Source organism: Algoriphagus iocasae, assembly GCF_014206875.1.
In the GTDB taxonomy this organism is placed as follows: Bacteria; Bacteroidota; Bacteroidia; order Cytophagales; family Cyclobacteriaceae; genus Algoriphagus; species Algoriphagus iocasae.
The window spans coordinates 1-25,759 of sequence record NZ_JACIJO010000001.1 but is presented as its reverse complement, the minus strand read 5'-3'; the positions used below and the strand labels follow the sequence as shown (position 1 = coordinate 25,759).

Genomic DNA, 25,759 nt, shown 5'->3' with positions numbered 1-25,759 from the left:
CGGCTAAAATAAGGATATCCTTTGGTTCGTTTCAAGACTTTTACATAAGACATGCCTGATTAACTAATTTTCACAGATTTTAAAAGGTTGGATTTAGACTTTTTTAGCCAGTTCTTTGGGCTGAATTTTTAACGATTCTTATGAAAAAAACAATGTTGAGTATCGCGGTTTTGCTGGTTTCTATGCAACTCAAAGCCCAGTCAGATACTACTACCCAAAATCTTGAAGAAGTAATAATTCAGGAAAACCGGATTCAAATCCCTTTTTCCAAACAAAGCAGAAATATCTCCGTCATCGACAAACTGGAGATCGAAACTACACCTGCGAGAAGCCTGCAGGAGATTTTATCTTTTGTACCCGGAGTAGATGTAAGACAACGTGGAGTGACAGGCGTTCAAGCAGATATTGGAATCAGAGGAGGGTCATTTGCGCAGACTTTGATGCTTGTAAACGGTATTAAATTAACAGATCCCCAATCTGGTCATCACATGATGAATATTCCGGTTCCTTTAGTAAACATTGATAGAGTTGAAGTTTTAAAAGGGCCTGGGTCTAGAATTTTTGGCCAAAATGCCTATGCAGGTGCCATCAATGTAATCACAAGCCTTACGGATGATCGATACTTGAGAGTCCAAGGATATGCAGGCGATTTTGGAATGAAAGGAATCAACTTTGCAGGCTCCCTTCCTACTGGCAAATACAAGCAAAATCTGGCGTTATCTTATGATGATTCGAATGGTTACCAATACAATTCAGATTATAAAGTCAGCAATATATTTTACGAAGGCGGGATAGATCTTAATGAAAAAAACAGCATTCGAGGAATGATTGCCTACACGGATAGAACTTTTGGTGCGAATGGTTTTTACACCAGTTCTTTTCCCGATCAATGGGAAAGCATCCAAACTACTTTAGCATCTTTGAGCCATACCTTAAACCTTTCTAATTTTTATTTAAACACCAGAGCTTATTATCGAAAAAATGTCGACGAATACCGTCTAAGAAGAAATGAACCTGAGTTTTACCAAAACAATCATCAGTCAGATGTTTATGCACTGGAAGCAAATGGAAATTTCAAAACTTCACTCGGCACAACTGGATTCGGTATTGAAACAAGAAAAGAAGCACTAGAAAGCAATAATCTAGGAGACAGAGAAAGAACATTGAGCGGGATTTTTCTAGAGCAATTAGTGAATTTAGGATCGAAAGTAGATCTGAGAGCGGGAATTTATTCCAATTACAATTCAGGGTATGGCTGGAAGCATTTTCCTGGAGCGGAAGTTGGTTTTCAGGCTAGCAAAGACATTCGCATTTATTCAGGATATGGGGTGAGCTATCGAATCCCGAGTTTTACGGACCTCTATTATGTCGGCCCAACCAATATTGGAAACGATCAATTGACGCCTGAGCAAGCTCAGAATTTCGAGGTTGGAGCCAAATGGGCAAAATCAGGATTTAGAGCAGAACTGGTTTACTTTATTAGAAACACAGATGACCTGATCGAATGGACCCGACCGGATGAAAACACTCCTTGGCAGCCTCAAAATTTCAACGAGGTAAAACTCAATGGTGTTGAAGCATCATTCTTTTATAGAGTGAATCCAAGCGCTTCCACAGTCCAAATAAAGGAATTCAGCTTTTCCTATAATTACATCAACGCAGATATTATCCAACAGCCAGGAATTGAAACCCGCTATGCTTTGACAGCCTTAAAAAACCAGGTAATTGGTGGCGTTTTGGTTGGAATAGGCAAGAAAACTGAATGGAACACTAAAATGCGTTATGTGGAGCGGATGAATCAGGATCCTTATTTTGTGATGGACATGAGGGTGGATTACAATCGGCTTGGAAAAATAGGGGTCTTTGCAGAAGCTTCTAATTTAACCAATACAGAGTATGTAGAAGCCGCAACGATCCAAATGCCAGGAAGGTGGTTTCGGGCAGGATTTATGCTAAACATTCTATAATGAAAAAGGAGAGTTTGATCAAAAACTCTCCTTTTTTTATTTCATGACAAATACTGAAAAGCTAGATTTTTTTCCTGAACTAATTGATTTGTTTTAAACAGTTTTTTGATTAGATTAAAGCATTAATTTTTCATTAAAAGCAATAAAAAATGGCAGCTTTCGTAATAGGAACTTTATTTTTGGCAATAGATCTATTGGTCAGAAAATTCCCAAATATTTTGGCAGGATATAGTAGGCTTTCTCAACCAGATAAGGAAAATGCTGAGAAAAACGGTTTACCGTTTTATGCTTCCATTCTTTTTTGTGTCATGGGAATTGTGACTTTTCTTGGATTCCCTTTGTCAATTTGGCTTGATCAACCAAGCCTGATCCCTGGCATCATATCATTAGTATGCATAGTCGGGTTGATCATCGCAGTAGTCGGCGGAAATTTTATTATCAATAACAGATTAAGGTAAGTTCATTGGAACTAGCCACAAGACTTTCCAATTTTCGGATAAACTCATCTTTAAAATCTATTTGAAATTTCAGGTAAAAAAATTTCCCTGATAACAGTCTTTTCATTCAGCCAAATCTGATGGCCTTAAAACAAAAAATCTCGAGGATATCGGGATTAAATGTGGGAGTTGAGGGTCCCGATTGTTATCGAGGACGATCCCCGACCCATATTTCTAATGCTACATTTCTAAAAATCAAACCTAAATCTCTAATCCGGCGAGGTAACCCAAGAATGATTTGAATTTAATTGTCATAACCCAATTGGCCTTAAAACAAAAAATCCCGAGAATATCGGGATTAAATGTGGGAGTTGAGGGATTCGAACCCCCGACCCTTCCGATTGAATCGGAATGCACTCATCCTTTGAACTGTTTTGCCTGCAATTACTTCTCGATCATTACCTTCAGTTTCTTTTTGCTCTTCCAGCTTTTTACCTCTCGCTCTCTTCGATATGCTGAACTTTTATCTGAATACGGCTCAGAATAAACCAATTCCCAATCTTTTGACCTAGCAGTAAATCCAGAATGATTACTCAGGTGTTTCCTCAATCGCTCTTTTAATTCCTCACAGGTATGACCAATATAGTAGTGGTCTAGCTTCATTGAATCAGTATATAAAAATGACAGGCCATAGGGAGACAAAAAAAAATCCCGAGAATTTCGGGATTGCATGTGGGAGTTGAGGGATTCGAACCCCCGACCCTCTGCTTGTAAGGCAGATGCTCTGAACCAACTGAGCTAAACTCCCAAAATGTTTGGAAAAAGACCTTCTCTTTTGAAGGTTTAATAAAAGTGGGAGTTGAGGGATTCGAACCCCCGACCCTCTGCTTGTAAGGCAGATGCTCTGAACCAACTGAGCTAAACTCCCAATCTTTAAATCCTCTTTCCTTCCGAAAGGGAATGCAAAGGTAAATTCTATTTTGAATTACCCAAACATTTTCTCTTCCAAAAAATATAATCTATTGAAAATGAGACGAAATATTTTAAAAAAATATCTGTCTCATTTCAATGATTAGTCTTTCTCTATTCAAATATCAAATTTTATCCCTTGGGCCAAAGGAAGATTTGAACTGTAATTTATAGTATTCGTCTGGCGACGCATATAGGCTTTCCAAGCATCTGATCCCGATTCACGTCCTCCACCTGTCTCTTTTTCACCTCCAAAAGCTCCACCTATCTCAGCTCCCGATGTCCCGATATTTACATTGGCAATCCCACAATCAGAACCTGCAACTGAAAGAAATGCTTCCGCTTCTCTCATGTTCAAAGTCATAATCGCTGAAGACAAACCTTGTGGAACTCCGTTTTGAATGGCAATCGCTTCCTCAATCTTTTCATATTTGATGAGGTAAAGTATCGGAGCAAAAGTCTCATGCTGCACAATCTGGAAATGATTCTCAGCCTCATAAATTGAAGGTTTTACATAGCAGCCGGATTCATAGCCTTCACCTTCCAAAACACCTCCTTCTACCACTACCTTACCTCCTTCTTCGATTACCTTTTTGGTAGCTGTCAAATACATCGATACAGCATCCTGATCGATCAATGGTCCAACATGATTCTTTTCATCCAATGGATTTCCTATTACTAATTTTGAATAAGCATTTGCCAATCTGGATTTCACTTCATCAAAGATACTGGAATGAATAATCAATCTTCTGGTAGAAGTACAACGTTGTCCGGCAGTTCCCACAGCACCAAAAAGCGCTCCTCGAATCGCCATATCCATATCTGCCTCTGGAGTGATAATGATTGCATTGTTACCTCCCAGCTCCAATAAGGACCTTCCTAACCGACCCCCTACAGCCTGACCAACCAATTTCCCCATTCGAGTGGACCCAGTGGCAGAAACCAAAGGAATTCTAGAATCGTGAGAGATCATTTCTCCGACTTTATAATCGCCTATAATCAAGGAACAAATTCCTTCAGGCATTCCATGTTTTGCAAAAACCTTAGCGGCTATATGTTGGCAAGCTACACCTGATAGTGGGGCTTTTTCGGAAGGTTTCCAAAGACAAACATCCCCACAAACCCAAGCCAATGCAGCATTCCAAGACCAAACGGCAACAGGAAAATTAAAGGCTGAAATAATCCCAATTATGCCTAATGGATGCCATTGCTCATACATTCTATGACCTGGGCGTTCTGAATGCATGGTCAAACCATACAACTGACGGGATAAACCAACAGCAAAATCACAGATATCAATCATTTCCTGAACTTCCCCGAGTCCTTCCTGATAGGATTTGCCCATCTCATAAGAGACTAATTTTCCCAAATCGGCTTTTACTTCGCGTAAGGCATTTCCAATTTCACGAACTATCTCCCCTCGTTGTGGAGCAGGAACCACCCTCCATTTCTCAAAAGCAATCTGAGCAGTGGAGATCACAGACTCATAGCTATCCTGGTTTGCAATCTGCACCTCAGCGATTACCTCACCATCAGCAGGAGATGTGGAAGAAATATAACTCTCTCCAGAATCCACCCAGTTGGTACCTGTAGAAACCCCAAGGTTTTTAGACTTAATCCCCAAACGAGCTAGTGACTCCTTAATTCCAAATTGATCTGACATGACAATCTATTTTTACTTTAAAACTTAACTTTTCCTAAATCTCTAATTATTCAGGTTTGAGGTTTTTATTGAGAATCCTCATGGGATTGATTTTATAAAACCATTCTGAAAACTCTCTTTTCACCTCGAATTTATAAATAATGTTTACTCTATAATTCCCCGTATTGACAGCTTGATCAAAGGGTTCATTGACTACCAAATTGAGGTTTTTATAAACATAATTTACATTCACAGAGAACTTTCGGTCATTATATCCAAAAAACCCTCTTAGCAAATAGGTAGGAACTCCACCCCATTTTTTAAACTCGGTCTCCTCTCTTTCCCATTTCGCATAGCCTACGCTATAATTGACTGAGGCGACACCTGTAAGAAAAAAGCCCTTTCCAAAAACAAGTGTACCGGCTAAGCCTGCATTAGGTCCAAATTGGAAATAGGCCGCTTTTTGAAAATCCAATTCTGTTAACATTTCACTGTTTGGTATCAACAGGGAATCTCCACTCATTCCTCCTATATATCCTTCGAAACCTACAAAAGGAGAAAATGCAGATTTCTTTTGGATAGCCGACTGACTAAATGCAGCTGCCAGTGAAAGCTTTTCTCCTCCCAGCAAATAATTGGCATTAAGTCCAATCGAATTCAATTTCATATCCTCTCGTAAGTATTTCACTTCAGAATTGATCAGATATTTTTGATCAAGCGTATAGCCCCTGTAAAACTGCCCATAAAAATCAAAAATCCATTTTTGGGGATAGGCATGGGCTTGCAAGTCAAGATAAAATGGCCAGTCTTTTTGCCTTTCAGGGTTTAAAAATCCAAAGGGGGCAGAAATATTCAAAGTGAAGGTCTGAAATGTAAAACCTAAACCAAGATTTTGACCTGAATTTGGCTTATACAAATATTCCCTGTTTTCTTCAGGAACCCGTATTAACAGATCAGTATATTTGTGGGAGAGATACAGTCTAGCGGCAAATAAATTATTTGTGGTTTCAATGTAAGTCGTATCCAGTTTTGATTTTTTCTCTTGGGCAAAAGTTGAAAAGCTCAGTGTAAGTATTACCAGAAAGAAACAAAAAACAATTTTCTTGGATAGAGTCATAAAAGGTGGACTGATTACAGTCCAAAAGTTCACTAAAAAATCAGCAAAAAAAAATCCGGATCGAAATCCGGATTTTTGAAAACTGATAGAGTTCGAAAAATGAATCCTTATCGAATTCAAAGTCTTAAAAAATCAAATAATAGAGAAAAGTTGTTTAATCACCGTTATAAATTTATCATATCTATTTAATTAAACAAATTATTGTTTGGATTTTTTCACTTTATTCAAACAAAAAAAGTCTTAAATACCGAATAATAGAACAAACCGATAAATATTTCTTTTCTTCAGGAACCTTGTAAATTGCGACTATGTCCAGTGAAAATCATCCTTTAGTTTCGGTGATTATACCGAGTTATAACCATGCTCAATATCTTGAAGAATCTGTTTCATCTGTAATAAATTCCGAATATCCTTCCTTGGAAATAATCATTGTCAATGACGGTTCTACAGATGGTACTTCCACGGTGGCAAAAAAAATCGTAGCGGAATCCAAAGTAGTCCAATACCTAGAACAAAAAAACCAGGGAGTTGAAACTGCAAGAAACACCGGTATAAAAACTTCTAGTGGCAAATACATACTCCCATTAGATGGGGATGACCTTATATCAAAAAACTATATCAAAAAAGCAGTAGAGGTTCTTGAAAAAAGACCAGAAGTCAAGGTAGTGTATTGTCAAGGAGTCAAATTTGATGAGCATGGAGAAAAGCCATGGAAACTAAAGCCATTTAGCATTAATGCATTAGCAAGAGACAACATGATTTTCGTTTCAGGAATCTACAGAAAAGCAGATTGGGAAAAAATCGGTGGATATGCAGAAGATTTCAAATTAGGAAGAGCAGATTGGGAGTTTTGGATCAACATGCTCAAAGATGGCGGTGAAGTAGTGCAATTACCTTTTGTTGGTTTTTACTATCGATTGACTGGAGGTTCAAACAGCCTAAGGAAAAGAACAAGTAACGACGAGGCTAAAAGAAAAAGAATTGCCTACCTCAATAAGAAGTATCCAAATTTCTTCGAAAGGGAATTAAACGGACCATTGAGATTCCAAAGGACTTGGTCCAAACCTTATAACACCTTACTAAAGCTATTGGGAAAGCTTTAAATTTTATCCAGTCCTTTCCAGAATTTCATGAAATAGTACTTCAGAGGATTTGTGTATTTCAATTGCTTCCAAGGGCGACTTGCATGTGGGCGATGCCAAACTGGGGCGTTCATAAGTACATAATTCTCAAAGCCTAATTCAATGGCTTTTTTAGAAATAAATGTATCGTACCAATCTTTTGCCTCATCTAATTCCGTAAAGTCAAACGCTTTCAGAAAAGGCAATGAGAACAAGGTGCAGCAAAAGCTCAGGCTTCTTTGAGTGGAAATAACTTGATCTTTTACTCCTTTGAATTTTAAATAAGGAAAATTGACTTGGCCATTTTCATCCACTGTCACAGAACCTACTAATCCAGAGTTCAGATGTGCTTTTTGATAATTTAAAATATCCTCAACGGTATTCTTCTTCACCACCACATCAGATTCTACTACTAAAACGGGTAAGTTTTCTTCCAAACCCATTTTTTGAGCCATTTGCAGCACCAGCTTATAATTAGGCGATGGGTGTTCTGTCAAATCTTCGATATGGATTAATTCATAGCCAATGGTAGACTTTTCATCTTCCAGTTTCGCTTTTGTTTCCTCTGTACTGAAATCATTAAAAATAATATGCTTCACCGATACAGATGATCCTGCAATTGCCTTAGCAGTATCCAAGGTGGTCTCAATGGAGTTTTTAACGGGTGTGATTACAATTACTTCAGCCATAAAAAGGATTTCTCCAAAATTACGCCTTTCCGACAAGGCAAAAAAATAACCCTGAAAATCTTCAGGGTTATCTTATCTATGTTTGGTAGCTTAGGCTAATTCACCCAATGCTTTTTTCATTCTTCCCAATGCTTCTTTCAGTTCTTCCTCAGAAGCCGCATAAGAAAGTCTTACGCAAGATGGCGCTCCAAATGCCGCTCCGGTTACCAAAGAAACATTAGCCACTTCCAGTAAATACAAGCAAAGATCATCTGCATCCTTGATTGTTTTACCATGTGCTGATTTACCAAAGAAAGCCGTCACATCCGGGAAGAAATAAAATGCTCCTTCAGGAACGTGTGTCTTGATACCTGGAATTTCTTTCAACAATCCCATCACCAATTCTCTTCTTTTGAAATACGCATCTGCCATTTCCTTTGAAGGAGTCTGATCACCGGAAATCCCAGCCAAAGCAGCTCTTTGAGCAATCCCAGTACCTCCTGAAGTGAATTGACCCTGGATTTTTTCTACAGCTTTAGCCATAAATACAGGAGCACAGATATAACCAACTCTCCATCCAGTCATTGCATATCCTTTTGAAAATCCATTCACGGTGATCGTTCTTTCAAACATCCCAGGGAAAGATGCAATGCTATAATTTCTTCCAACGAAGTTGATCAATTCATAAATTTCATCAGCAATGACCATGATATTCTCATGCTTCAAAATTACCGCTGAAATCGCTTCCAATTCCTCTTTGCTGAATACTGATCCAGTTGGATTACATGGAGAGCTATAAATAACTGCTTTTGTTTTTGGAGTGATTGCAGCTTCAAGCTGTGCCGCAGTTGCTTTGAAATTATTTTCCAAAGTTCCCTCGATCAAAACCGGAACACCACCAGCTAACTTGATGATTTCCGCATAACTCACCCAATATGGAGAGAAGATCACCACTTCGTCACCTTCATTGATCATACACATGAAGACATTCGCAATAGAATGCTTCGCTCCAGTAGAAACAACGATGTTTTCTGCTTTCGCTTCAGCAATTTCGTTTTCTTCTCTAAGCTTCTTTGCAATGGCTTCTCTCAGATCCTGATAACCTGCCACAGGAGGGTATGAAAAATATTTACCTTCATCAATCGCATCTTTGGCAGCTTCTTGAATGTGCTTTGGTGTTTTAAAATCAGGCTCACCGAGACTTAATCCAATGATGTCGATGCCTTGGGACTTCAGCTCTCTGGCTTTTTTTGCCATTGCAAGAGTTGCTGATTCCTCCATGTTGATAATCCGATCTGATAGAATAGAATTCATTATTTTCTGTGGTTTATTCAAAATCCCCCAAAAATAGAGAGAGAGATTATAAAATCTAAACAAATGTCAGCTTTTGATATTGAAATGTTATTTTTGAAATGAAATACTCGGGAGGAAATTCCGTTTTCTGCATACAATGAGCAAGTTTTATTTTCTTTTGATTGGCACGCTTTTACTGAGCAAAATGGCTTTTGCACAAAAGTCAGAGGCAATTTCTGACCCTGACTCTACAGGTCAGGTGAGTTCCAGCTTATTACCTACCACCATGCCTCTCTTGCTTTTTGATGACAATAAAGAGAAGGAAGAAAAAAAAGAGAAAAAGAAAAAAGCCAGAAAAAACATCTGGTTTGGCATCAAAACTAGAAAGGGTTACTCCAAAAGAGAGATCAGAGGCCAGGAGATCTTGGAGTTTTTCAATTATACAGAAGAGTCTAGAAGACCTGATCCTTACATCCGAGATGTTTATTGGTACGACACTCAAGAGCGAAGCGTCAGAAGTTCTGGATATGAGGAAGGAAAAGGTTACCTCCTACATGGTCCCTATGAGCGAACCATCAATGAGACAGTTGTAGAAAGCGGGATGTTTTACTTTGGCAAAAAGCATAAAACATGGATGCTTTTTGACTCCCAAAATGTCCTTCAGGATAAAAATCATTTCTCAGAAGGTTGGCCTGAGGAATCTAGAGTTAGCTATTACGAAAGAAGCACTCAAACAATAGAAGAAATCATACCTATTCAATATGGACTTGAGGAGGGAAATTATTTTTATTTCTATGACGACAAACAAGTAGCCGTCACTGGAGAATATCAATATGGGGAAAAAGTAGGCTTATGGACTGAATATTGGGATACAGGAAATACAAAAGCTATTCGTAAAAGAGAAATCCAATATCAAGAAGAGCCATATTCAAAAAATTTCCGCCCTTATATCCGAGCTGAATGGGATAAGGACGGAAATCTCGTTTACAGAAAAGAGCAGTAATTTTACTTGGCTCTGTATTTAAATTGCTGACCACCTACTGAAGCTTCATACATCAAACCTCCTTTGGTTCTGGTAAAAACGGCTACACCATCTACATATTCTGCATTTAAAGAAGCTCCTGAAGCCGCCGCTACAGCTGAAACCTGTGCCGCCATTTCTATTTTATTTTCCTTGAATCGATCAAATTCATCCTCTGATTCGAAAAATACCACTTCGCTGTAAGCTTGGCCTCCCGCCTGAAAACCGATTGTTACTTGCGTCATTTTTGCAAAACCAATCATTTCACCTTGCTCGAAAGCCACTCCATTGCCAGCTGCCCCACCGATTCCCAATCCTCCTTTTCCGACATTAGGGAGAATGATGTAGGCATAGGATTCATTAAAAAAAGTAGCCATATCCGGATCGTCTTTTAAAAATGCCTCTTTAGCATCCTGACTGTCTTGGATGATTTGGCTATCCTTATTGCTGGATTGAGCAAAAACTGCGAATGCAAAAACTGAAAGCGAGAGAGTCAAAAGAAATTTTTTCATAACTATAATATCTATGTTAGGGTGATTTTTAATAAAAGGCATCTTCAAAATGTTTGAAATTGATATCGCCTGATTTGTTCCTGTAAACGCCAACAATATCAAATCGGATATCTAAATCCCAATTATTTTCATAAATAAACTGATCTGCTGCTTTGAGGATTAATTTTCTTTTGGTGTAATCCACAAACTCTTCAGCAAAACCAAAACCTGTGCCTGAACGATACTTGACCTCCACAAAAACCAATAATTTTTTATAGGTGAAGATCAAATCGATTTCCGCATAGCCATGCCTATAGTTCTTCGCCAGCAGCTCATACCCTTTTTCAATTAACCAATTGGCAGCCAATTCTTCTGCCTTTCTACCTGATTCATTGTGTTCTGCCATCTTGAATAATTGATTAATTTTGAGAAAAATTAGAACGATCAGTCCAAAAAAGAGGTTTCTAAAAACCATTAAGACACTCGATGAACGAAATTATTAATAAAAAAGTAAAATTCCGAGATCTTGGAAAGATGGACTATCAGGAAGCCTGGGATATTCAGGAATCTGTTTTTGCAGAGATTGTCGCTAAAAAAATCAGAAATAGAAACCTGACTCCCGATCTACAGGAAATGACTGACAATTATGTCTTTTTTGTAGAGCATCCTCATGTATATACCCTTGGAAAAAGCGGAAAGGAAGAAAACTTGCTATTGGACCAGCAAGGACTTCTAGACCACGAGGCACAATACTACAAGATCAATCGAGGTGGTGACATTACCTATCATGGACCTGGGCAGCTGGTCGGATATCCGATTTTGGATCTGGACAATTTCTTCACAGATATCCATAAATACTTAAGATTTCTAGAGGAAGCCATCATCCTTACTTTAGCGGATTATGATATTGACGCTGGGCGAATAGATGGATTAACAGGTGTTTGGATTGATCACATCGAGCAAAAGAACCCGCGAAAGATTTGTGCCATGGGTGTAAAATCCAGCCGCTGGGTGACTATGCATGGATTTGCATTTAATATCAATCCTGATTTAGGATACTTTGGTCATATCATCCCATGCGGAATTGATGACAAAGCCGTCACCTCATTGTCCAAAGAATTGGGAAGGCCGGTAGAATTAGAAGAAGTTAAGATAAAAGTGAAAAAACATCTCGCAGATTTATTTGAGATGGAAATAATAGAGTAATACATGAAAAAGGACATTGATTTCCAACCTGTCGCAGGAGTGAAACTTGCTATAGCAAAGGAAGAAACCAAAAACGGCACAGAATGGGGCGTCTATATTTTCAATTTAAACCTGATTGAATTAACCACCGTGATGATCACTTCCCGGGGTTATGGAGAAATAGATGGCGAAAAAAGACAAACTTCTACCCTTCGGCATATGATCAAAGAACTTGGTCCTCAGGCGATGGCAAAGATAGAACCGATCGATCCGGCAGTATTTTCTTTGACCAATGAATTTTGGGTCAGTTACTACATCCTTGACCAGATTTTTGATAAAAAGTTTATCTTTACTCCAGGCAGTTTTGATCCTGCCCACCTTCGAATGATCCCAGAACTGGGGTTGGAAGGAATACTTCACGGATAAATTCCTACTTATGGCTAACTTTTTTGATCAATTAGGCGACATCCTCTTTCTAGACATCGAAACTGCATCTTTGACTGAAAATTTCGAAGATCTTGACCCTAGACTTCGGGATGAATGGATCAAAAAAGAAAAGCTGATCCAAACGGACCACGGCAAAATCGAACCAGGGTCCTTGTATTTTGACAAAGCTGGCATTCATGCTGAATTTGGGCAGGTGATCTGCGTAGGAGTCGGCTATTTTCAAAGGAAGAAAAAAGACAAAAAGCTGATTTTTAGATCAAAAGTTTTCGCAGATCCCGACGAAAGGGAACTTCTTTTGTCATTAAATAGCTTATTAGGGAAGAAAAAATGGATTCTATGCGCACACAATGGTAAGGAATTTGATTTTCCTTATCTGTGCAGAAGAATGCTGGTACAAGGTGTCCCGCTTCCTGAACCCTTACAAATAGCAGGAAAAAAGCCCTGGGAAGTCAGGCATTTGGACACATTGGAACTTTGGAAGTTTGGCGATTACAAGCATTACACCCGACTGGAACTTTTAGCTGCAGTTTTTGGCATTCCCACTTCCAAAGAAGACCTGGACGGCAGCCAAGTCAACACCACTTTTCACTTAGAAAAAGATATCAACCGAATCAAAGTGTACTGCCGAAAAGACGTAGAAGTAACTGCCCGCGTCTATTTGGCCATGCACCCACAACTAGACGAGATGGAACTGGAAATGGTACACTTAGAAGATTCACCAAAAGATCATAAAGATTAATGCAAAAAGGCATATAAATCTTTATACATTGGATTAACACAACAACCCCGACTTATGGGAAGAAAATCAGATAGAAAAAAATCAAAGAATAATAAAAGAGGACATAGCAACGATACTGCAAATTTAACCAGGCGGATCCTCCAATTTTTAGACGCTCACTACGGTGAGGAGTTCAACGCCAAGCAAATTATCAAAAAATTAGAAATACGTGATTCTTTAAGCAAAGGAGCCGTTGATTCGGTTTTATCCAAATTGCTGGAAAGCGGCCACGTTTCGAAAAACCCAAGGAATTACTTTTCATCCACAAAAGATCCAAGCTTTATCATTGGTACTGTGGATTTTGTAAATCCCCGATTTGCATTTGTAATACCGGATGATCCCACACAGCACGAAGGCGATATCCTAGTCAAAGAAGCAGACACAAAACAGGCTTTGGACGGAGATAAAGTCCGAGTTATGGTCAATCCACTAAAAGGGAAATTCGGTAAATCCGAAGGTAGAATCCTAGAAGTTCTTGAAAGAGACCGAGATGAATTCGTAGGCAGAGTGGAGATTTCTCCAAGATTTGCATTTGTGGTTCCGGATTTCAAGAAAATGCATAAAGATATCTTTGTGCATCGAGGAGATTTAATGGATGCAGAGCATAATCAAAAAGTAATCGTAAAGCTTACTGAATGGAGGGAAGGCGATAAAAATCCAACTGGAAAAGTGATTCGCGTTTTGGGACAAGCTGGATTGCATGAAGTGGAAATCCACTCCATCATGGCGGAATTTGGTTTGCCTTTCGAGTATCCGCAAGAGCCCAATGCCGAAGCGAATGCGATTTCGGATAAAATCACAGCCAAAGAGATAAAAGCCCGTAGAGACTTTAGAGAAATCCCAACTTTCACTATTGATCCAGCTGACGCTAAAGATTTTGACGATGCCATTTCTTACCAGGTGCTTCCCAATGGAAATCTGGAAGTAGGAGTTCATATCGCGGATGTAACCCATTATGTACAGCCAAAAACTGCACTGGAAAAAGAAGCGTATAACCGCGCAACATCCGTGTATTTGGTAGATAGGACCATCCCAATGCTTCCAGAGCGATTGAGTAACGGACTTTGCTCTCTTAGACCCAATGAAGACAAACTGACTTTCTCTTGTGTATTTGAATTGGATAGAGAAGCCAATGTCATCAAACATTGGATAGGAAGAACAGTTATACACTCTGATCGAAGATTTGCATACGAAGAAGCTCAGGAAAATATTGATAACCAGTCCGGAGATTTCTTTAGCGAATTAACATTATTGAATAACCTGGCGAAGAAAATCAGAAAGAGAAGATTCGATCATGGAGCGGTGAATTTTGAAACTGTTGAAGTTAAATTCAAACTGGACGAAAAAGGGACTCCACTCGGTCTGATTGTCAAAGAGCGTAAAGACATTCATAAGTTAATTGAAGAGTTTATGCTTCTGGCCAATAAATTTGTGGCTGAGTTTATCTTTAACAAAGGAAAAGGAAAAGATACCTTTGTTTACAGGACGCACGATTTTCCGGATATGGAAAGACTTGAAACTTTCTCGGGATTTGCAAAGCGTTTTGGTCATGAGTTTGAGCTGGAAAACGAGCGAAAAATCTCTGGAGCACTTAACAAGTTGATGGATGAAATCCAAGGCAAGCCAGAGCAAAACGTTTTGGAACAGCTGGCGATCAGAAGTATGGCCAAAGCCAAATATACCACCGAGCCAAAAGGGCATTTCGGGTTAGCTTTTGCTCATTATACACATTTCACTTCTCCAATTAGAAGGTATCCTGATATGATGGTTCATCGATTATTGGATCATTATTTACAAGGAGGAAAATCTCCAGATGCTGAGGAGTGGGAACAAAAATGCGTTCATTCTTCAGAGCGTGAAAAAAGAGCTGCCGATGCTGAAAGAGCCTCGATTAAGTACAAGCAAGTAGAGTTTATGTCTCTTGCTGAGCAAAAAGATTACGAAGGAATCGTCAGTGGAGTGACCGAATGGGGTGTCTTTGTGGAAATCTCAGAGACCAAATGTGAAGGAATGATCCGGGTTCAGGACATGGAGGACGATTACTATGATTTTGACCAGAAAAACATGAGACTGGTCGGATCAAAAACAAAGAAAATGATCACTTTGGGAGACAAGGTGAAAGTCAGAGTAGTTAACACGGATATTGACCGTAGAACAATAGATTTGGAATTTGCAGACAATGACGGAAAAAAGCCACGCGGGCGCGCTTTTAGATAAATTAGAGACCTTTATTGGGACTCAAACCTTTGGAGAATCACCCTCAGAACTATACACTCCAATTGATTACATCCTCAGCCTCGGCGGAAAAAGAATCAGGCCTTTATTAAGCCTTCTTTCCTTTGGAATGTTTCAGAAAAATCCTGAAAGCATTTTAAAACAGGCCTTGGCAATCGAGGTATTTCACAATTTCACTTTGATGCATGATGACATCATGGATCAGGCACCTCTGAGACGAGGAAAACCAACAGTTCATGAAAAGTGGAATGCCAATGTAGCCATTCTTTCAGGTGATGTGATGCTTGTAAAGGCATACGATCTGCTGATGGATACTGAACCTGCTTTACTTCCCGAAATATTGAGGCTTTTTAACCAAACCGCTGCGGAGGTATGCGAAGGCCAACAATTCGATATGAATTTTGAAAATCTTTCTGAAGTAAAGGAAAAGGAATATATTCAAATGATCCGTTTGAAAACTGCTGTGCTATTGGGTTGTGCTCTGAAAATGGGAGCAATTCTTGGTGGGGCAAATGAAACTGAATCAAACAAACTGTATGAGTTTGGTGTGAATGTGGGAGTTGGATTTCAACTCAAAGATGATTTGTTGGATGTTTTTGCAGACAAAGCCAAGTTTGGAAAACAAGTAGGTGGCGACATCATTTCTAATAAAAAGACATTCCTTTTAATCAAAGCGAAAGAACTTGCTCAAGGAAAAGATGCTGAAGAATTGAGTTATTGGCTAGATCAACTTGATTTTGACAAGGAGATGAAAGTAAATGCTGTAAAGGCCATTTATGAGAAACTAGGGATCAAAGCTTTGACCGAGGCTAAAATGAACAGCTATTTCGAAAAGGGATTTCAGCAGTTAGAAAGCATTAATTTTAACAACATCTCCTATTTCGAGGAACTGAAACAAATCACTCAGGATCTTATTCACAGAGAAAAATAAGCATGGATTTATCAATCACGGTGGTGTTGATTATTTTGACTGCCATCACCAGTATCACGGGTTTCAATAAACCCGAATTCATTAACCGATGGATGTTTGTTCCTTATTTGATAAAAAACAGAGGTCAATGGGATCGGTTTATTACTTCAGGGTTTATCCATAAGGATTACATGCATTTATTGTTCAACATGTTTACCTTCTACTTTTTCGGAGGGTTTGTGGAGCAATTTCTTGCATATAAATTCGGAGTAGTAACTGGAGGAATTATTTTCATCCTCTTTTACCTTTTGGGTATTATCATTTCGGATATTCCAACCTACTTAAAAAATAAAGATGATAGTTATTACAGAGCATTAGGTGCTTCTGGTGGAACCGCTGCGACTGTATTTGCGAGTATTATCATCATGCCTTTATCTGACATCTGTTTATTTGGTATTCTTTGTTTACCTGGGTTTATCCTTGGTGCTCTTTTTCTTCTTTATTCGTATTTCAAGGGTAAGAATGGAGATGACGCAATCAACCATGATGCTCACTTATATGGGGCAATTTTTGGAATTGTTTTCATTCTTATTATTTCACCAGAAAGCATCTTCCATTTTATTGACCAGATAAAATCTTATCAACCATTTTAATAAAAAAAAGCTCCCGAAAATTCGGGAGCTTTTTTGTTACTTTTTAATATCCAATTTGGTCCTCAGTTCTTCAATATTCAATATTTGAGAAATCTGGGTTTGTTCCAGTTTTTTAAACCTGGCAAGCTGCACATCGATTTTTTCTGTCAGTTCATCTTTTACTTCATAAGATTGATCAGTTGGTGCCCAATCTCCATTACCAACTACTGAGCTCAAATGAGCAAGTTTGTTATTCAATCGGATTGGGAAATTCAATGGATCCTGACGGCTTTGGTTTTGAGTCTGATATAAGGTCTTTTCAATCTCATCCATTTCAGCTTTGATCATTTCCAGGTTAGCAGGTTTGGTTTCCAAACTATCCATTTCAGCTCTGTATTGTCTGATCAATTTGATGGCCTGATGCGTTTCAGTCAACTTATCCCGGACTTCCAATAAATAGTTGTATTGAGCCACAAGATCCTCCTGAGTAGATTCATATCTCGGATCTGCAAGTACTTTGAAAGTTTGCTCCTGAGCTTCTCCGTCTTTGGTGACTTTCACTTTATAGGTTCCAGGAACCACTTTTGGTCCTCTTAGGCTTCCGGCCCACATAATTAAGCCCTCAAAATCCTCTGCATCTTCTACTCGAAGGTTCCAGTTAAATTCATTACTTCCCTGTTTAACTTTCAAGGTATCACCGTCAATACCTTTGGTAGAATAAGTTTTCAACAACTTGTTCTGGTCATCAAAGAATTCAATTTTCAGTTCGTCTTCTGGCTTTTCCTCGATGTAATAATACACCAAAACCCCGCCTGGACGATTAGTGCCTTCGGTAGCACTTTTTCTTTTGAATCCATCAATTCGGTAAGAATCCTGAGGTTTAAACAAGGTCAAACTACTGTTTTCCATTCCTGGCTCGGCTTGGTGTAAAACAGTCAAATCATCAATAATCCAGAATGAACGACCTTGAGTTGCTGCAATCAAATTATTGTCTTTAATCGTCAAATCAGTAATAGGAACTATCGGTAAATTCAACTGCAAAGAGTGCCAGCTAGCACCGTCATCTTTTGAATAATACATGGCCGTTTCTGTTCCTGCATAAAGCATTCCTCGCTTCACAGGATCAGCTCGTACCACTCTGGTAAAATGTTCCGGATCAATACCATTGGTGATTTTCTTCCAGGTCTTTCCATAATCTTTGGTCGTGTATAGGTAAGGCTCATAATTTCCACTTTTGTAACCAGTGGCAGCAAAATATGCCTCAGCCGGATCAAATGGACTGGCTTCAATGCTATTAATCTGCAACCATTCAGGCATGTCTGCCGGAGTTACGTTTTGCCAGCTAGCACCATTATCCTGGGTCACATGTACCAAGCCATCATCAGATCCTGCCCAAATCACCCCTGCCTTTAATGGAGATTCCGCTCCAGTGAAAATCGTAGCATAATACTCTACAGAGGTATTGTCTTTTGTAATCGGCCCACCAGAAGGACCTAATTTACTCTTATCATTTCTCGTCAAGTCAGGTGAGAAAACTTCCCAGCTCTGTCCACCATTGGTAGAGCGGTGCATTTGATTACTAGCAGTATACAGTAATTTAGGATCATTTGGAGAAAAGAAAATAGGAAAATTCCACTGGAATCTATATTTCATATCCTCAGCCCCATGTCCCATCGGGTTATTTGGATAAACATTGACAGACCGGGAAGTTCCATTGTCATGGTTTTCTCTAGTGAGGTAACCTCCATAAGATCCTCCATAAACGATGTCATTGTTTAATGGGTCTGGTGCAATCCAGCCACTTTCTCCTCCAGCAGTTGGTTCCCAATCACTTTCCGTTATAGATCTTCCATCATTTCTGTGACGGATTCTTACTGTTGAGTTGTCCTGTTGAGCTCCATAAATTCTGTATGGGAAACTATTGTCAGTAGTTACTCGGTAAAACTGTGATGTTGGCTGGTTCATCAATGTGGACCAAGTACTTCCTCCATCCTCTGAAACCTGAGCTCCGCCGTCATCGGCAATGATCATTCTCTGATTATTTTGTGGATCTATCCATAAATCATGATGATCTCCATGGGGAGCATTTGCACTCTTAAATGTCTTACCTCCATCGGTAGATTTATGGTAGCTTACATTTAGTACATAAACAGTTTCTTCATCTTGAGGATCAGCAAAAATTCTGGTGTAATACCAAGCTCTTTGTCTTAAGTTTCGATCATCGTTGGTTTTCTCCCAGCTTTCACCTCCATCAGCAGAGACAAACACACCTCCGTTTTCATTCTCTATAATCGCATAGATTTTATCAGAGTTTACAGGTGAAATCGAAACTCCCATAATCCCTAATACTCCTTCCGGAAATCCTTCTTTTTTGGTTAGATCTTCCCATGTTTTTCCTCCATCAGTTGTTTTAAACATCTTGGATCCAGGACCACCACTCTCTAAACTATATGGTGTTCTTTTGATATCCCAAGTTGTTGCAATCAGCACATCTGGATTATTAGGATCCATAATCAAATCTACCGCCCCAGCTACATCGCTAGAGTACAAAACCTTTTCCCAAGTAGCTCCTCCATCAGTAGTTTTATAAACCCCTCTGGTTTCATCCGGCTTGAAAATATCACCAAGAACCGCAGCATAAACCACATCTGGATTCTCTGGATGAATTCTCATCCTGGAGATGAATCTACTTTTTTCTAAACCGGCCTGCTTCCATGTTTTTCCGGCATCTTCACTTTTCCAGGCTCCATAACCAAAAGAAACATTTCCTCTTACTGTTTTCTCGCCACCTCCGGCATAAACAACACTAGTATCGCTTTGGGAAACAGCCACAGCTCCAATAGAACCTCCAAAAAATCCATCAGAAACTGACTTCCAAGTCAGGCCTGAATCTATTGTTTTCCAAACCCCGCCTCCAGTAGAAGCAAAATAATAAGTATGGTCACTACCTGCCACACCTGTCACGCCATCAGATCTTCCTCCCCGGTGTGGTCCAACTAAACGCCATTCCAAGGCATCGTAAATTTTCGGATTGGGTATATCTTGAGCAGAAGAAATTCCTGCCAAACCCATAAGAATACAAAGTATTCCTAATCGTATCAGTTTGCTCATAAGTTTTAATTTGGTGGTTTTCCAAGTTAATAAATTAGGCAAAGTCTTTGGAACATGGTCAGAAAAAATGACCGTCGGTATTTTAAAAAAATAAAGACATAAAAAAAGCCCCTTCGGATGAAGGGGCTTTTTTTATGAATTCTGATTGATTAAGCTTCTGCAGGTAATACACTTACATAAGACTTACCATCAAATTTTTTCTTGAATGTCACAACTCCATCAGAAAGAGCAAATAAGGTATGGTCTTTACCAACACCCACATTTTCTCCTGCATGATGCTTTGTACCTCTTTGTCTGATGATGATGTTACCAGCAATTACTTGCTCACCACCAAATTTCTTCACACCCAATCTTTTGGAATGTGACTCTCTTCCGTTTTTGGAACTACCGACGCCTTTTTTGTGTGCCATGGTTTTATTCTTTTATGTTTTCAGAGAGAAAACTTATAGTACAATATTTTCGATCAAAACTTTGGTGAAATCTTGTCTGTGACCGTTCTTCTTTTTGTAGCCCTTACGACGCTTCTTTTTGAAGACGATGACTTTATCACCTTTTACATGATCTAGGATTTTCCCAGATACCTTGGCTCCTGCTAATAAAGGAGCTCCTACAGACACAGAGCCGTCAGCTTCTGCTAACAAGACTTGGTCAAATTCCACGGAAGCGCCAGCTTCACCTTCTAGCTTTGGAGCGAAGACGAACTGATCTTTTGTTACTTTGAACTGCTTTCCTGCGATGTTTACAATTGCGTACATGAGTATTTTGAATTCTTAGTCGAAATCGGAGTGCAAATATAAGGAAGATGATCCGAAGAAAAAAACAGTCTTCAAAATTATCTTTATCCTACTATCTTCGCGTCTGGAAAAAGTTCTCACCTACAAAATAAACGTATCTTTTTCATTCAAAAACTTCAAGAGAAATATCTTCAAAACAATTTGAAAATATTTCCATACGATTTGACTATCAATCACTTGCATTTCAAAAACAGTCAGGGTAAACTTTTGACTATCGGTCAAAACACGCCTTGAATTTTGGTAAAAAAAACTTTTTTAAACTTTCTCAAAAAAATTTCAATAGCCATAATTGGCCATTTTAGCTATTGTTTTACTTCATACATCTATTTTTAACTCATTGATAAATAATACGATAAACTACTTTTGACTATTGGTCAAAAAACAAGTTTAAGTACCACTTCAGGGATTTTATTTGTCCGAATTGGTTCACATATTTGTTCTAAGGCTGTTCTGAAAAGGCAGCTTTTCCTATCCGCAGCCGGTAGTAAAATAATTTAAAGGAAACCTAAATACTTTAAAGAGATCAAATTTTAAGAGAGAGATGCAGCAAGAACCGATTTTATCAGAGAACAAAAACAGATTCGTATTATTCCCAATCCAGCATAACGACATTTGGCAGTTTTATAAAAAAGCTGAGGCTAGTTTTTGGACCGCAGAAGAAATTGACCTAGGCCAGGATATGGTAGACTGGAAAAGTCTAAATGATGGAGAAAGACATTTTATATCTCACGTTCTCGCATTCTTTGCAGCTAGTGATGGAATAGTTAATGAAAACCTGGCAGAACATTTTGTAGCAGAGGTTCAGTATACAGAAGCGAAATTTTTCTACGGCTTCCAAATTGCCATGGAGAATATCCACTCTGAAACCTACAGCCTTTTAATAGACACTTATATTAAAGACGCAGGAGAAAGAGATAAATTATTAAATGCTATCGAACATATAGACTGTGTTAAAAAGAAAGCTGAGTGGGCATTGAGATGGATCGACAATGGATCCTTCCAAGAGAGACTGATTGCTTTTGCGGCTGTGGAAGGTATCTTCTTCTCTGGATCATTCTGCTCTATTTTCTGGTTAAAGAAAAGAGGCTTGATGCCGGGACTTACTTTCTCAAATGAATTAATCTCAAGAGACGAAGGATTGCACTGCGATTTCGCTTGTCACCTTTATACGGAACATGTGATAAATCAATTACCAAAAGAAACTGTTCGAGAGATCATAATTGATGCTGTTACCATCGAAAAAGAATTTGTAACAGATGCACTGCCTGTAAGATTGATCGGTATGAATGCCGATTTGATGTGTCAATATATAGAGTTTGTGGCCGATAGATTATTAATGGAACTCGGCTGTGAAAAAGTTTGGAATAGCACCAATCCATTTGACTTCATGGATATGATTTCCCTTCAGGGAAAAACCAATTTCTTCGAAAAGAGAGTTGGTGATTATCAGAAGGCAGGCGTCATGAAGTCTACAGAAGCGCAAGATTCATCCCCAAGATTCTCCATAGGCGAGGACTTTTAATTAATTGTATAACCCACCTACCCTAAATCTCCAAAGTATATGCTAGTAATAAAAAGAGACGGAAGAAGAGAGTCAGTAAGATTTGACAAAATCACGACTCGTATTGAAAACCTTTGCTATGAGCTTGATCCTAAATTCATCCAGCCAATTGAAGTTGCCAAAAAGGTAATTGATGGTTTGTATGATGGCGTCACGACTACAGAGTTGGATAACCTTGCTGCAGAAGTTTGTGCTTCTTTGACGGTTAAGCATCCTGATTATGCAATTTTGGCGGCTCGTATCGCCATCTCCAACTTGCATAAAACTACTAGCCAGTCCTTCTCTAATACGATGAAGAGACTATATACATACATCAATCCAAAGACCGGTGCTAATGCATCTTTGATTGATCCGGAAGTATATGGGGTTATCAAAAAGAATGCAGCTAAGCTAGATGCTGCGGTGGATTATAAAAGAGATTTTGACTACGATTACTTTGGGTACAAAACTTTGGAGAGAAGCTACCTGATCCGTCTAGATGGTAAAGTAGTGGAAAGACCGCAGCATATGTTGATGAGAGTAGCTGTAGGTATTCACAAAGAAGATATTGATTCTGTTTTGGAGACGTATAACCTACTTTCAGAAAAGTGGTTTACGCATGCTACTCCTACTCTTTTTAACGCTGGTACCCCAAAGCCACAACTTTCCTCTTGCTTCCTTCTTACCATGAAGGATGATAGCATTGATGGAATTTATGACACATTGAAGCAATGTGCTAAGATTTCCCAATCTGCAGGAGGTATCGGACTTTCCATCCACCATGTAAGAGCGAAAGGATCATATATCAAAGGAACAAACGGAGTTTCTAATGGTATTGTACCAATGCTAAGAAACTTTGATATGACAGCTCGCTATGTGGATCAAGGCGGTGGAAAGAGAAAAGGAAGTTTTGCTATCTACCTTGAGCCTTGGCATGCCGATGTGAAAGACTTCTTGGAGCTTAAGAGAAATCATGGTAAAGAGGAAATGAGAGCCAGAGATTTATTCTATGCGCTTTGGATTCCGGATTTATTTATGAAGAGAGTAGAGCAGAATGAAAGCTGGTCTTTATTCTGTCCAAATGAAGCTCCTGGATTATCAGAATGCCACGGAGAAGAGTTTGAAAGACTTTATGAAAAGTATGAGAAAGAAGGAAGAGCAAGAGAAACTATAAAAGCTCAGGAACTTTGGTTCGAAATCCTTGAATCTCAAATTGAGACAGGAACGCCATACATGTTGTATAAAGATGCAGCCAATGGTAAGTCAAATCAGAAAAATCTTGGAACAATCAAGTCTTCCAACCTTTGTACTGAAATCATCGAATACACTTCTCCTGATGAAGTAGCAGTTTGTAATTTGGCTTCTTTGGCCCTGCCTAAGTTTGTGAAAATGGGGCCAGATGGAAAAATGTTTTTTGACCATCAGAAACTTTATGAAATCACTAAAGTTGCAACACGCAATTTGAATAAAGTGATCGATGTAAACTATTATCCTGTAGAAGAAGCGCGTAGATCTAACTTCAGACACAGACCAATTGGACTAGGTGTTCAAGGTCTAGCTGATACATTCATCATGTTAAGAATGCCTTTTGAGTCAGCTGAAGCAAAAGGGTTGAATGAAGATATTTTCGAAACCATCTACTATGCTGCTGTGGAAACTTCCATGGAGTTGGCAAAAGTACAAGGCACTTATGAAACGTACGAGGGCTCTCCAGCTTCTCAAGGAATCCTTCAGTTTGACATGTGGGGTGTAACTCCTAAGTCAGAAAGATGGGATTGGACAGCTGTGAAAGAAAAAGTGAAAAAGTATGGTATGAGAAACTCATTATTGGTTGCTCCAATGCCTACAGCTTCTACTTCTCAGATTCTTGGAAACAACGAGTGTTTTGAACCATACACAACAAACATTTACACCAGAAGAACCCTATCAGGTGAGTTTATTGTAGTTAACAAACACTTGATGAAAGACCTCATCCAATTAGGCCTATGGAACGATACCATGAGAAATAGATTGATCTCTACCAATGGTTCTGTTCAAAGTCTTCCTGGGGTTCCTCAAAACATCAAGGACATCTACAAAACAGTTTGGGAGATTTCTCAGAAAGTAGTTATTGACATGGCTGCTGACAGAGGAGCTTATATCTGCCAGTCTCAAAGTATGAATGTCTTCTTACAGGATCCTAACTTTGGCAAACTTACTTCCATGCATTTCTACGCTTGGAAGAAAGGTTTGAAGACTGGTATGTATTACCTAAGATCTCAAGCTGCTGCTAGTGCTATTAAATTCACCTTAGACAAGAGTAATTTCGAACCAAAGGTAGATAAAGCCATGCAGGAAGAAATGGACGCAAAGTCCCTTAAACAAGATGCTATTGCCTGTTCACTGGATGATCCGGAAGGATGCGAAATGTGCGGCAGTTAATATTTAGAGTTCGTTAATTGAGAAAAGGCGTTTGATTCTATCAAACGCTTTTTTTTATACCTTAACCTAAGAAAAAAAAACAAATGGAAATTATTGAATTACAGAATAAGCTGTCAAAGCTGAACGAAGACACGCAAGGGGAGTTTGGTATCATGAGTCCACAGCATATGCTTGAGCACTTAACCATCACCATAAAAATTTCTTACAACAGGGTGAAAATCCCTGACTTTGAACCTAATGAAAAACAGAAAGCTCAAAAGCAAGCCTTGCTAGAAACAGATATGGATTTCCCGATAGGTATTAAGGCCCCTGGCATTCCAGCCGGTGAGTTGATGCCATTAAGGAATAAAAATTTGGAAGAGGCAAAAGAACAATTTATTCAAAGCATTGAATCCTATTATTCATTTTTTAAGAGTTCTCCAGATGAGCTGACCGTACATCCTAGGTTTGGTAAGATGAGTTTTTCTGAATGGGAAAAGTTTCACCCAAAGCACATAAAACATCATTTCAAACAATTTGGCATTTGGTAACAGCTAAAACCTATTGAATCCAAAACGAGAATTAGAAATATCCATTACTAAACTAATTCCCATTAGTTTAGTAAAGCTCTCAAAAAGTAAAGTGCAAAAAAAAGCCAGCAGGATCTGCTGGCTTGAATAATGTGGCGGCGACCTACTCTCCCGGGTGTAACCCCAGTACCATCGGCGCTGCAGGGCTTAACTTCTCTGTTCGGGATGGGAAGAGGTGGGACCCCTGCGCTAGGCCGCCTAAATCTTGATGTCCGATGACCGGTGTCCGTTGCCGGATGATCATTCGTCCATTTAATATCTTAAGTTCCTGTCCTTGTCTACATCGGTCATCCGACATCAAACATCCGACAGTTACTAACATGTCTTGGCAGAAACTGTAACAAACAGTGGGTAAGCTTTTGGGCAATTAGTACTACTCAGCTATGACATTACTGCCTTTACACCTGTAGC

Annotated in this window: 23 protein-coding genes, 2 tRNA genes and 1 rRNA gene; 13 read left to right on the top strand and 13 right to left on the bottom strand. The window is 39.0% G+C overall.

Annotated elements, in window-relative coordinates:
- Positions 1–140: 140 nt before the first annotated feature.
- Together FHS59_RS00135 and FHS59_RS00130 are read left to right on the top strand one after the other, a co-directional pair.
- The gene (locus FHS59_RS00135) at positions 141–1,967 is read left to right on the top strand and encodes a TonB-dependent receptor plug domain-containing protein (protein WP_184492394.1); all 1,827 of its coding nucleotides are present in this window, start codon (positions 141–143) and stop codon (positions 1,965–1,967) included.
- 149 nt (positions 1,968–2,116) lie between these two features.
- Complete coding sequence (locus tag FHS59_RS00130; protein ID WP_184492393.1) at positions 2,117–2,425, top strand: DUF3784 domain-containing protein; 309 nt, start codon at positions 2,117–2,119, stop codon at positions 2,423–2,425.
- A 423-nt stretch (positions 2,426–2,848) separates the two neighbouring features.
- On the opposite strand, the gene FHS59_RS00125 is transcribed toward FHS59_RS00130, so the two are convergent.
- The 5 genes from FHS59_RS00125 to FHS59_RS00105 form a co-directional block, all read right to left on the bottom strand.
- Positions 2,849–3,067, bottom strand: coding sequence for a GIY-YIG nuclease family protein (locus tag FHS59_RS00125; protein WP_246388243.1), 219 nt, complete (start codon positions 3,065–3,067; stop codon positions 2,849–2,851).
- A 70-nt stretch (positions 3,068–3,137) separates the two neighbouring features.
- A tRNA-Val gene (locus FHS59_RS00120) sits at positions 3,138–3,212 on the bottom strand.
- A gap of 45 nt (positions 3,213–3,257) precedes the next feature.
- Positions 3,258–3,332 (bottom strand) — tRNA-Val (locus tag FHS59_RS00115).
- 159 nt (positions 3,333–3,491) lie between these two features.
- Complete coding sequence (gene amaB / locus FHS59_RS00110; RefSeq protein ID WP_184492392.1) at positions 3,492–5,036, bottom strand: L-piperidine-6-carboxylate dehydrogenase; 1,545 nt, start codon at positions 5,034–5,036, stop codon at positions 3,492–3,494.
- Positions 5,037–5,082: 46 nt separating this feature from the next.
- Entirely contained in the window at positions 5,083–6,132 is a 1,050-nt protein-coding gene (locus FHS59_RS00105) for a DUF4421 domain-containing protein (RefSeq protein ID WP_184492391.1), read from the bottom strand.
- Positions 6,133–6,440: 308 nt separating this feature from the next.
- Here FHS59_RS00105 and FHS59_RS00100 point away from each other — a divergent pair, with 308 nt between their 5' ends.
- On the top strand, positions 6,441–7,235 hold the full coding sequence (locus FHS59_RS00100; protein WP_184492390.1) for a glycosyltransferase family 2 protein: 795 nt from the start codon (positions 6,441–6,443) through the stop codon (positions 7,233–7,235).
- On the opposite strand, the gene FHS59_RS00095 is transcribed toward FHS59_RS00100, so the two are convergent.
- The gene (locus FHS59_RS00095; RefSeq protein WP_184492389.1) at positions 7,232–7,942 is read right to left on the bottom strand and encodes a glycosyltransferase family 2 protein; all 711 of its coding nucleotides are present in this window, start codon (positions 7,940–7,942) and stop codon (positions 7,232–7,234) included. The two genes, FHS59_RS00100 and FHS59_RS00095, sit on opposite strands and share 4 nt — an antisense overlap.
- 90 nt (positions 7,943–8,032) lie before the next feature.
- Positions 8,033–9,235 carry a pyridoxal phosphate-dependent aminotransferase gene (locus FHS59_RS00090; RefSeq protein ID WP_184492388.1) on the bottom strand — a complete coding sequence of 401 codons (1,203 nt, stop codon included), beginning with the start codon at positions 9,233–9,235 and terminating at the stop codon, positions 8,033–8,035.
- Between the two features lie 136 nt (positions 9,236–9,371).
- On the opposite strand from FHS59_RS00090, the gene FHS59_RS00085 reads away from it, so the two are divergent.
- Complete coding sequence (locus tag FHS59_RS00085) at positions 9,372–10,217, top strand: toxin-antitoxin system YwqK family antitoxin (RefSeq protein WP_184492387.1); 846 nt, start codon at positions 9,372–9,374, stop codon at positions 10,215–10,217.
- Positions 10,218–10,219: 2 nt separating this feature from the next.
- Here the strand turns inward: FHS59_RS00085 and FHS59_RS00080 are convergent, their stop codons facing one another.
- Positions 10,220–10,747, bottom strand: a complete 528-nt coding sequence (locus FHS59_RS00080) for a YSC84-related protein (protein ID WP_184492386.1) — start codon at positions 10,745–10,747, stop codon at positions 10,220–10,222.
- Positions 10,748–10,775: 28 nt separating this feature from the next.
- Entirely contained in the window at positions 10,776–11,132 is a 357-nt protein-coding gene (locus FHS59_RS00075; RefSeq protein ID WP_184492385.1) for a YraN family protein, read from the bottom strand.
- An 80-nt stretch (positions 11,133–11,212) separates the two neighbouring features.
- Here FHS59_RS00075 and lipB point away from each other — a divergent pair, with 80 nt between their 5' ends.
- The 6 genes from lipB to FHS59_RS00045 are packed head-to-tail and all read left to right on the top strand — an operon-like array spanning position 11,213 to position 16,934.
- Positions 11,213–11,932, top strand: a complete 720-nt coding sequence (gene lipB / locus FHS59_RS00070; RefSeq protein ID WP_184492384.1) for a lipoyl(octanoyl) transferase LipB — start codon at positions 11,213–11,215, stop codon at positions 11,930–11,932.
- A 3-nt stretch (positions 11,933–11,935) separates the two neighbouring features.
- Complete coding sequence (locus FHS59_RS00065) at positions 11,936–12,337, top strand: hypothetical protein (RefSeq protein WP_184492383.1); 402 nt, start codon at positions 11,936–11,938, stop codon at positions 12,335–12,337.
- A gap of 10 nt (positions 12,338–12,347) precedes the next feature.
- Positions 12,348–13,097: a 3'-5' exonuclease gene (locus FHS59_RS00060; RefSeq protein WP_184492382.1), complete on the top strand. Its 750-nt coding sequence runs from the start codon at positions 12,348–12,350 to the stop codon at positions 13,095–13,097.
- A 54-nt stretch (positions 13,098–13,151) separates the two neighbouring features.
- Positions 13,152–15,353, top strand: coding sequence for a ribonuclease R (gene rnr / locus FHS59_RS00055; RefSeq protein WP_184492381.1), 2,202 nt, complete (start codon positions 13,152–13,154; stop codon positions 15,351–15,353).
- Positions 15,316–16,302, top strand: a complete 987-nt coding sequence (locus tag FHS59_RS00050; protein ID WP_184492380.1) for a polyprenyl synthetase family protein — start codon at positions 15,316–15,318, stop codon at positions 16,300–16,302. The genes rnr and FHS59_RS00050 overlap by 38 nt, the downstream gene beginning before the upstream one ends.
- A 2-nt stretch (positions 16,303–16,304) precedes the next feature.
- Positions 16,305–16,934, top strand: a complete 630-nt coding sequence (locus tag FHS59_RS00045; protein WP_184492379.1) for a rhomboid family intramembrane serine protease — start codon at positions 16,305–16,307, stop codon at positions 16,932–16,934.
- Positions 16,935–16,970: 36 nt separating this feature from the next.
- Here the strand turns inward: FHS59_RS00045 and FHS59_RS00040 are convergent, their stop codons facing one another.
- The 3 genes from FHS59_RS00040 to rplU form a co-directional block, all read right to left on the bottom strand.
- Positions 16,971–20,024 (bottom strand): VPS10 domain-containing protein, encoded by a 3,054-nt coding sequence (locus tag FHS59_RS00040; RefSeq protein WP_184492378.1) that lies wholly within the window; start codon positions 20,022–20,024, stop codon positions 16,971–16,973.
- Positions 20,025–20,173: 149 nt separating this feature from the next.
- Positions 20,174–20,434 (bottom strand): 50S ribosomal protein L27, encoded by a 261-nt coding sequence (rpmA, locus tag FHS59_RS00035; protein WP_074222821.1) that lies wholly within the window; start codon positions 20,432–20,434, stop codon positions 20,174–20,176.
- A gap of 33 nt (positions 20,435–20,467) precedes the next feature.
- On the bottom strand, positions 20,468–20,779 hold the full coding sequence (gene rplU, locus FHS59_RS00030; RefSeq protein WP_184492377.1) for a 50S ribosomal protein L21: 312 nt from the start codon (positions 20,777–20,779) through the stop codon (positions 20,468–20,470).
- Between the two features lie 580 nt (positions 20,780–21,359).
- Here rplU and FHS59_RS00025 point away from each other — a divergent pair.
- The 3 genes from FHS59_RS00025 to FHS59_RS00015 all read left to right on the top strand — a co-directional run bounded on the left by FHS59_RS00025 (position 21,360) and on the right by FHS59_RS00015 (position 25,309).
- Positions 21,360–22,340: a ribonucleotide-diphosphate reductase subunit beta gene (locus FHS59_RS00025; protein ID WP_184492376.1), complete on the top strand. Its 981-nt coding sequence runs from the start codon at positions 21,360–21,362 to the stop codon at positions 22,338–22,340.
- A gap of 39 nt (positions 22,341–22,379) precedes the next feature.
- Positions 22,380–24,779 carry a ribonucleoside-diphosphate reductase subunit alpha gene (locus FHS59_RS00020; RefSeq protein ID WP_184492375.1) on the top strand — a complete coding sequence of 800 codons (2,400 nt, stop codon included), beginning with the start codon at positions 22,380–22,382 and terminating at the stop codon, positions 24,777–24,779.
- A gap of 83 nt (positions 24,780–24,862) precedes the next feature.
- Complete coding sequence (locus FHS59_RS00015; protein WP_184492374.1) at positions 24,863–25,309, top strand: DUF1569 domain-containing protein; 447 nt, start codon at positions 24,863–24,865, stop codon at positions 25,307–25,309.
- Between the two features lie 129 nt (positions 25,310–25,438).
- Here the strand turns inward: FHS59_RS00015 and rrf are convergent.
- Positions 25,439–25,550 (bottom strand): 5S ribosomal RNA (rrf, locus tag FHS59_RS00010).
- Positions 25,551–25,759: the final 209 nt, after the last annotated feature.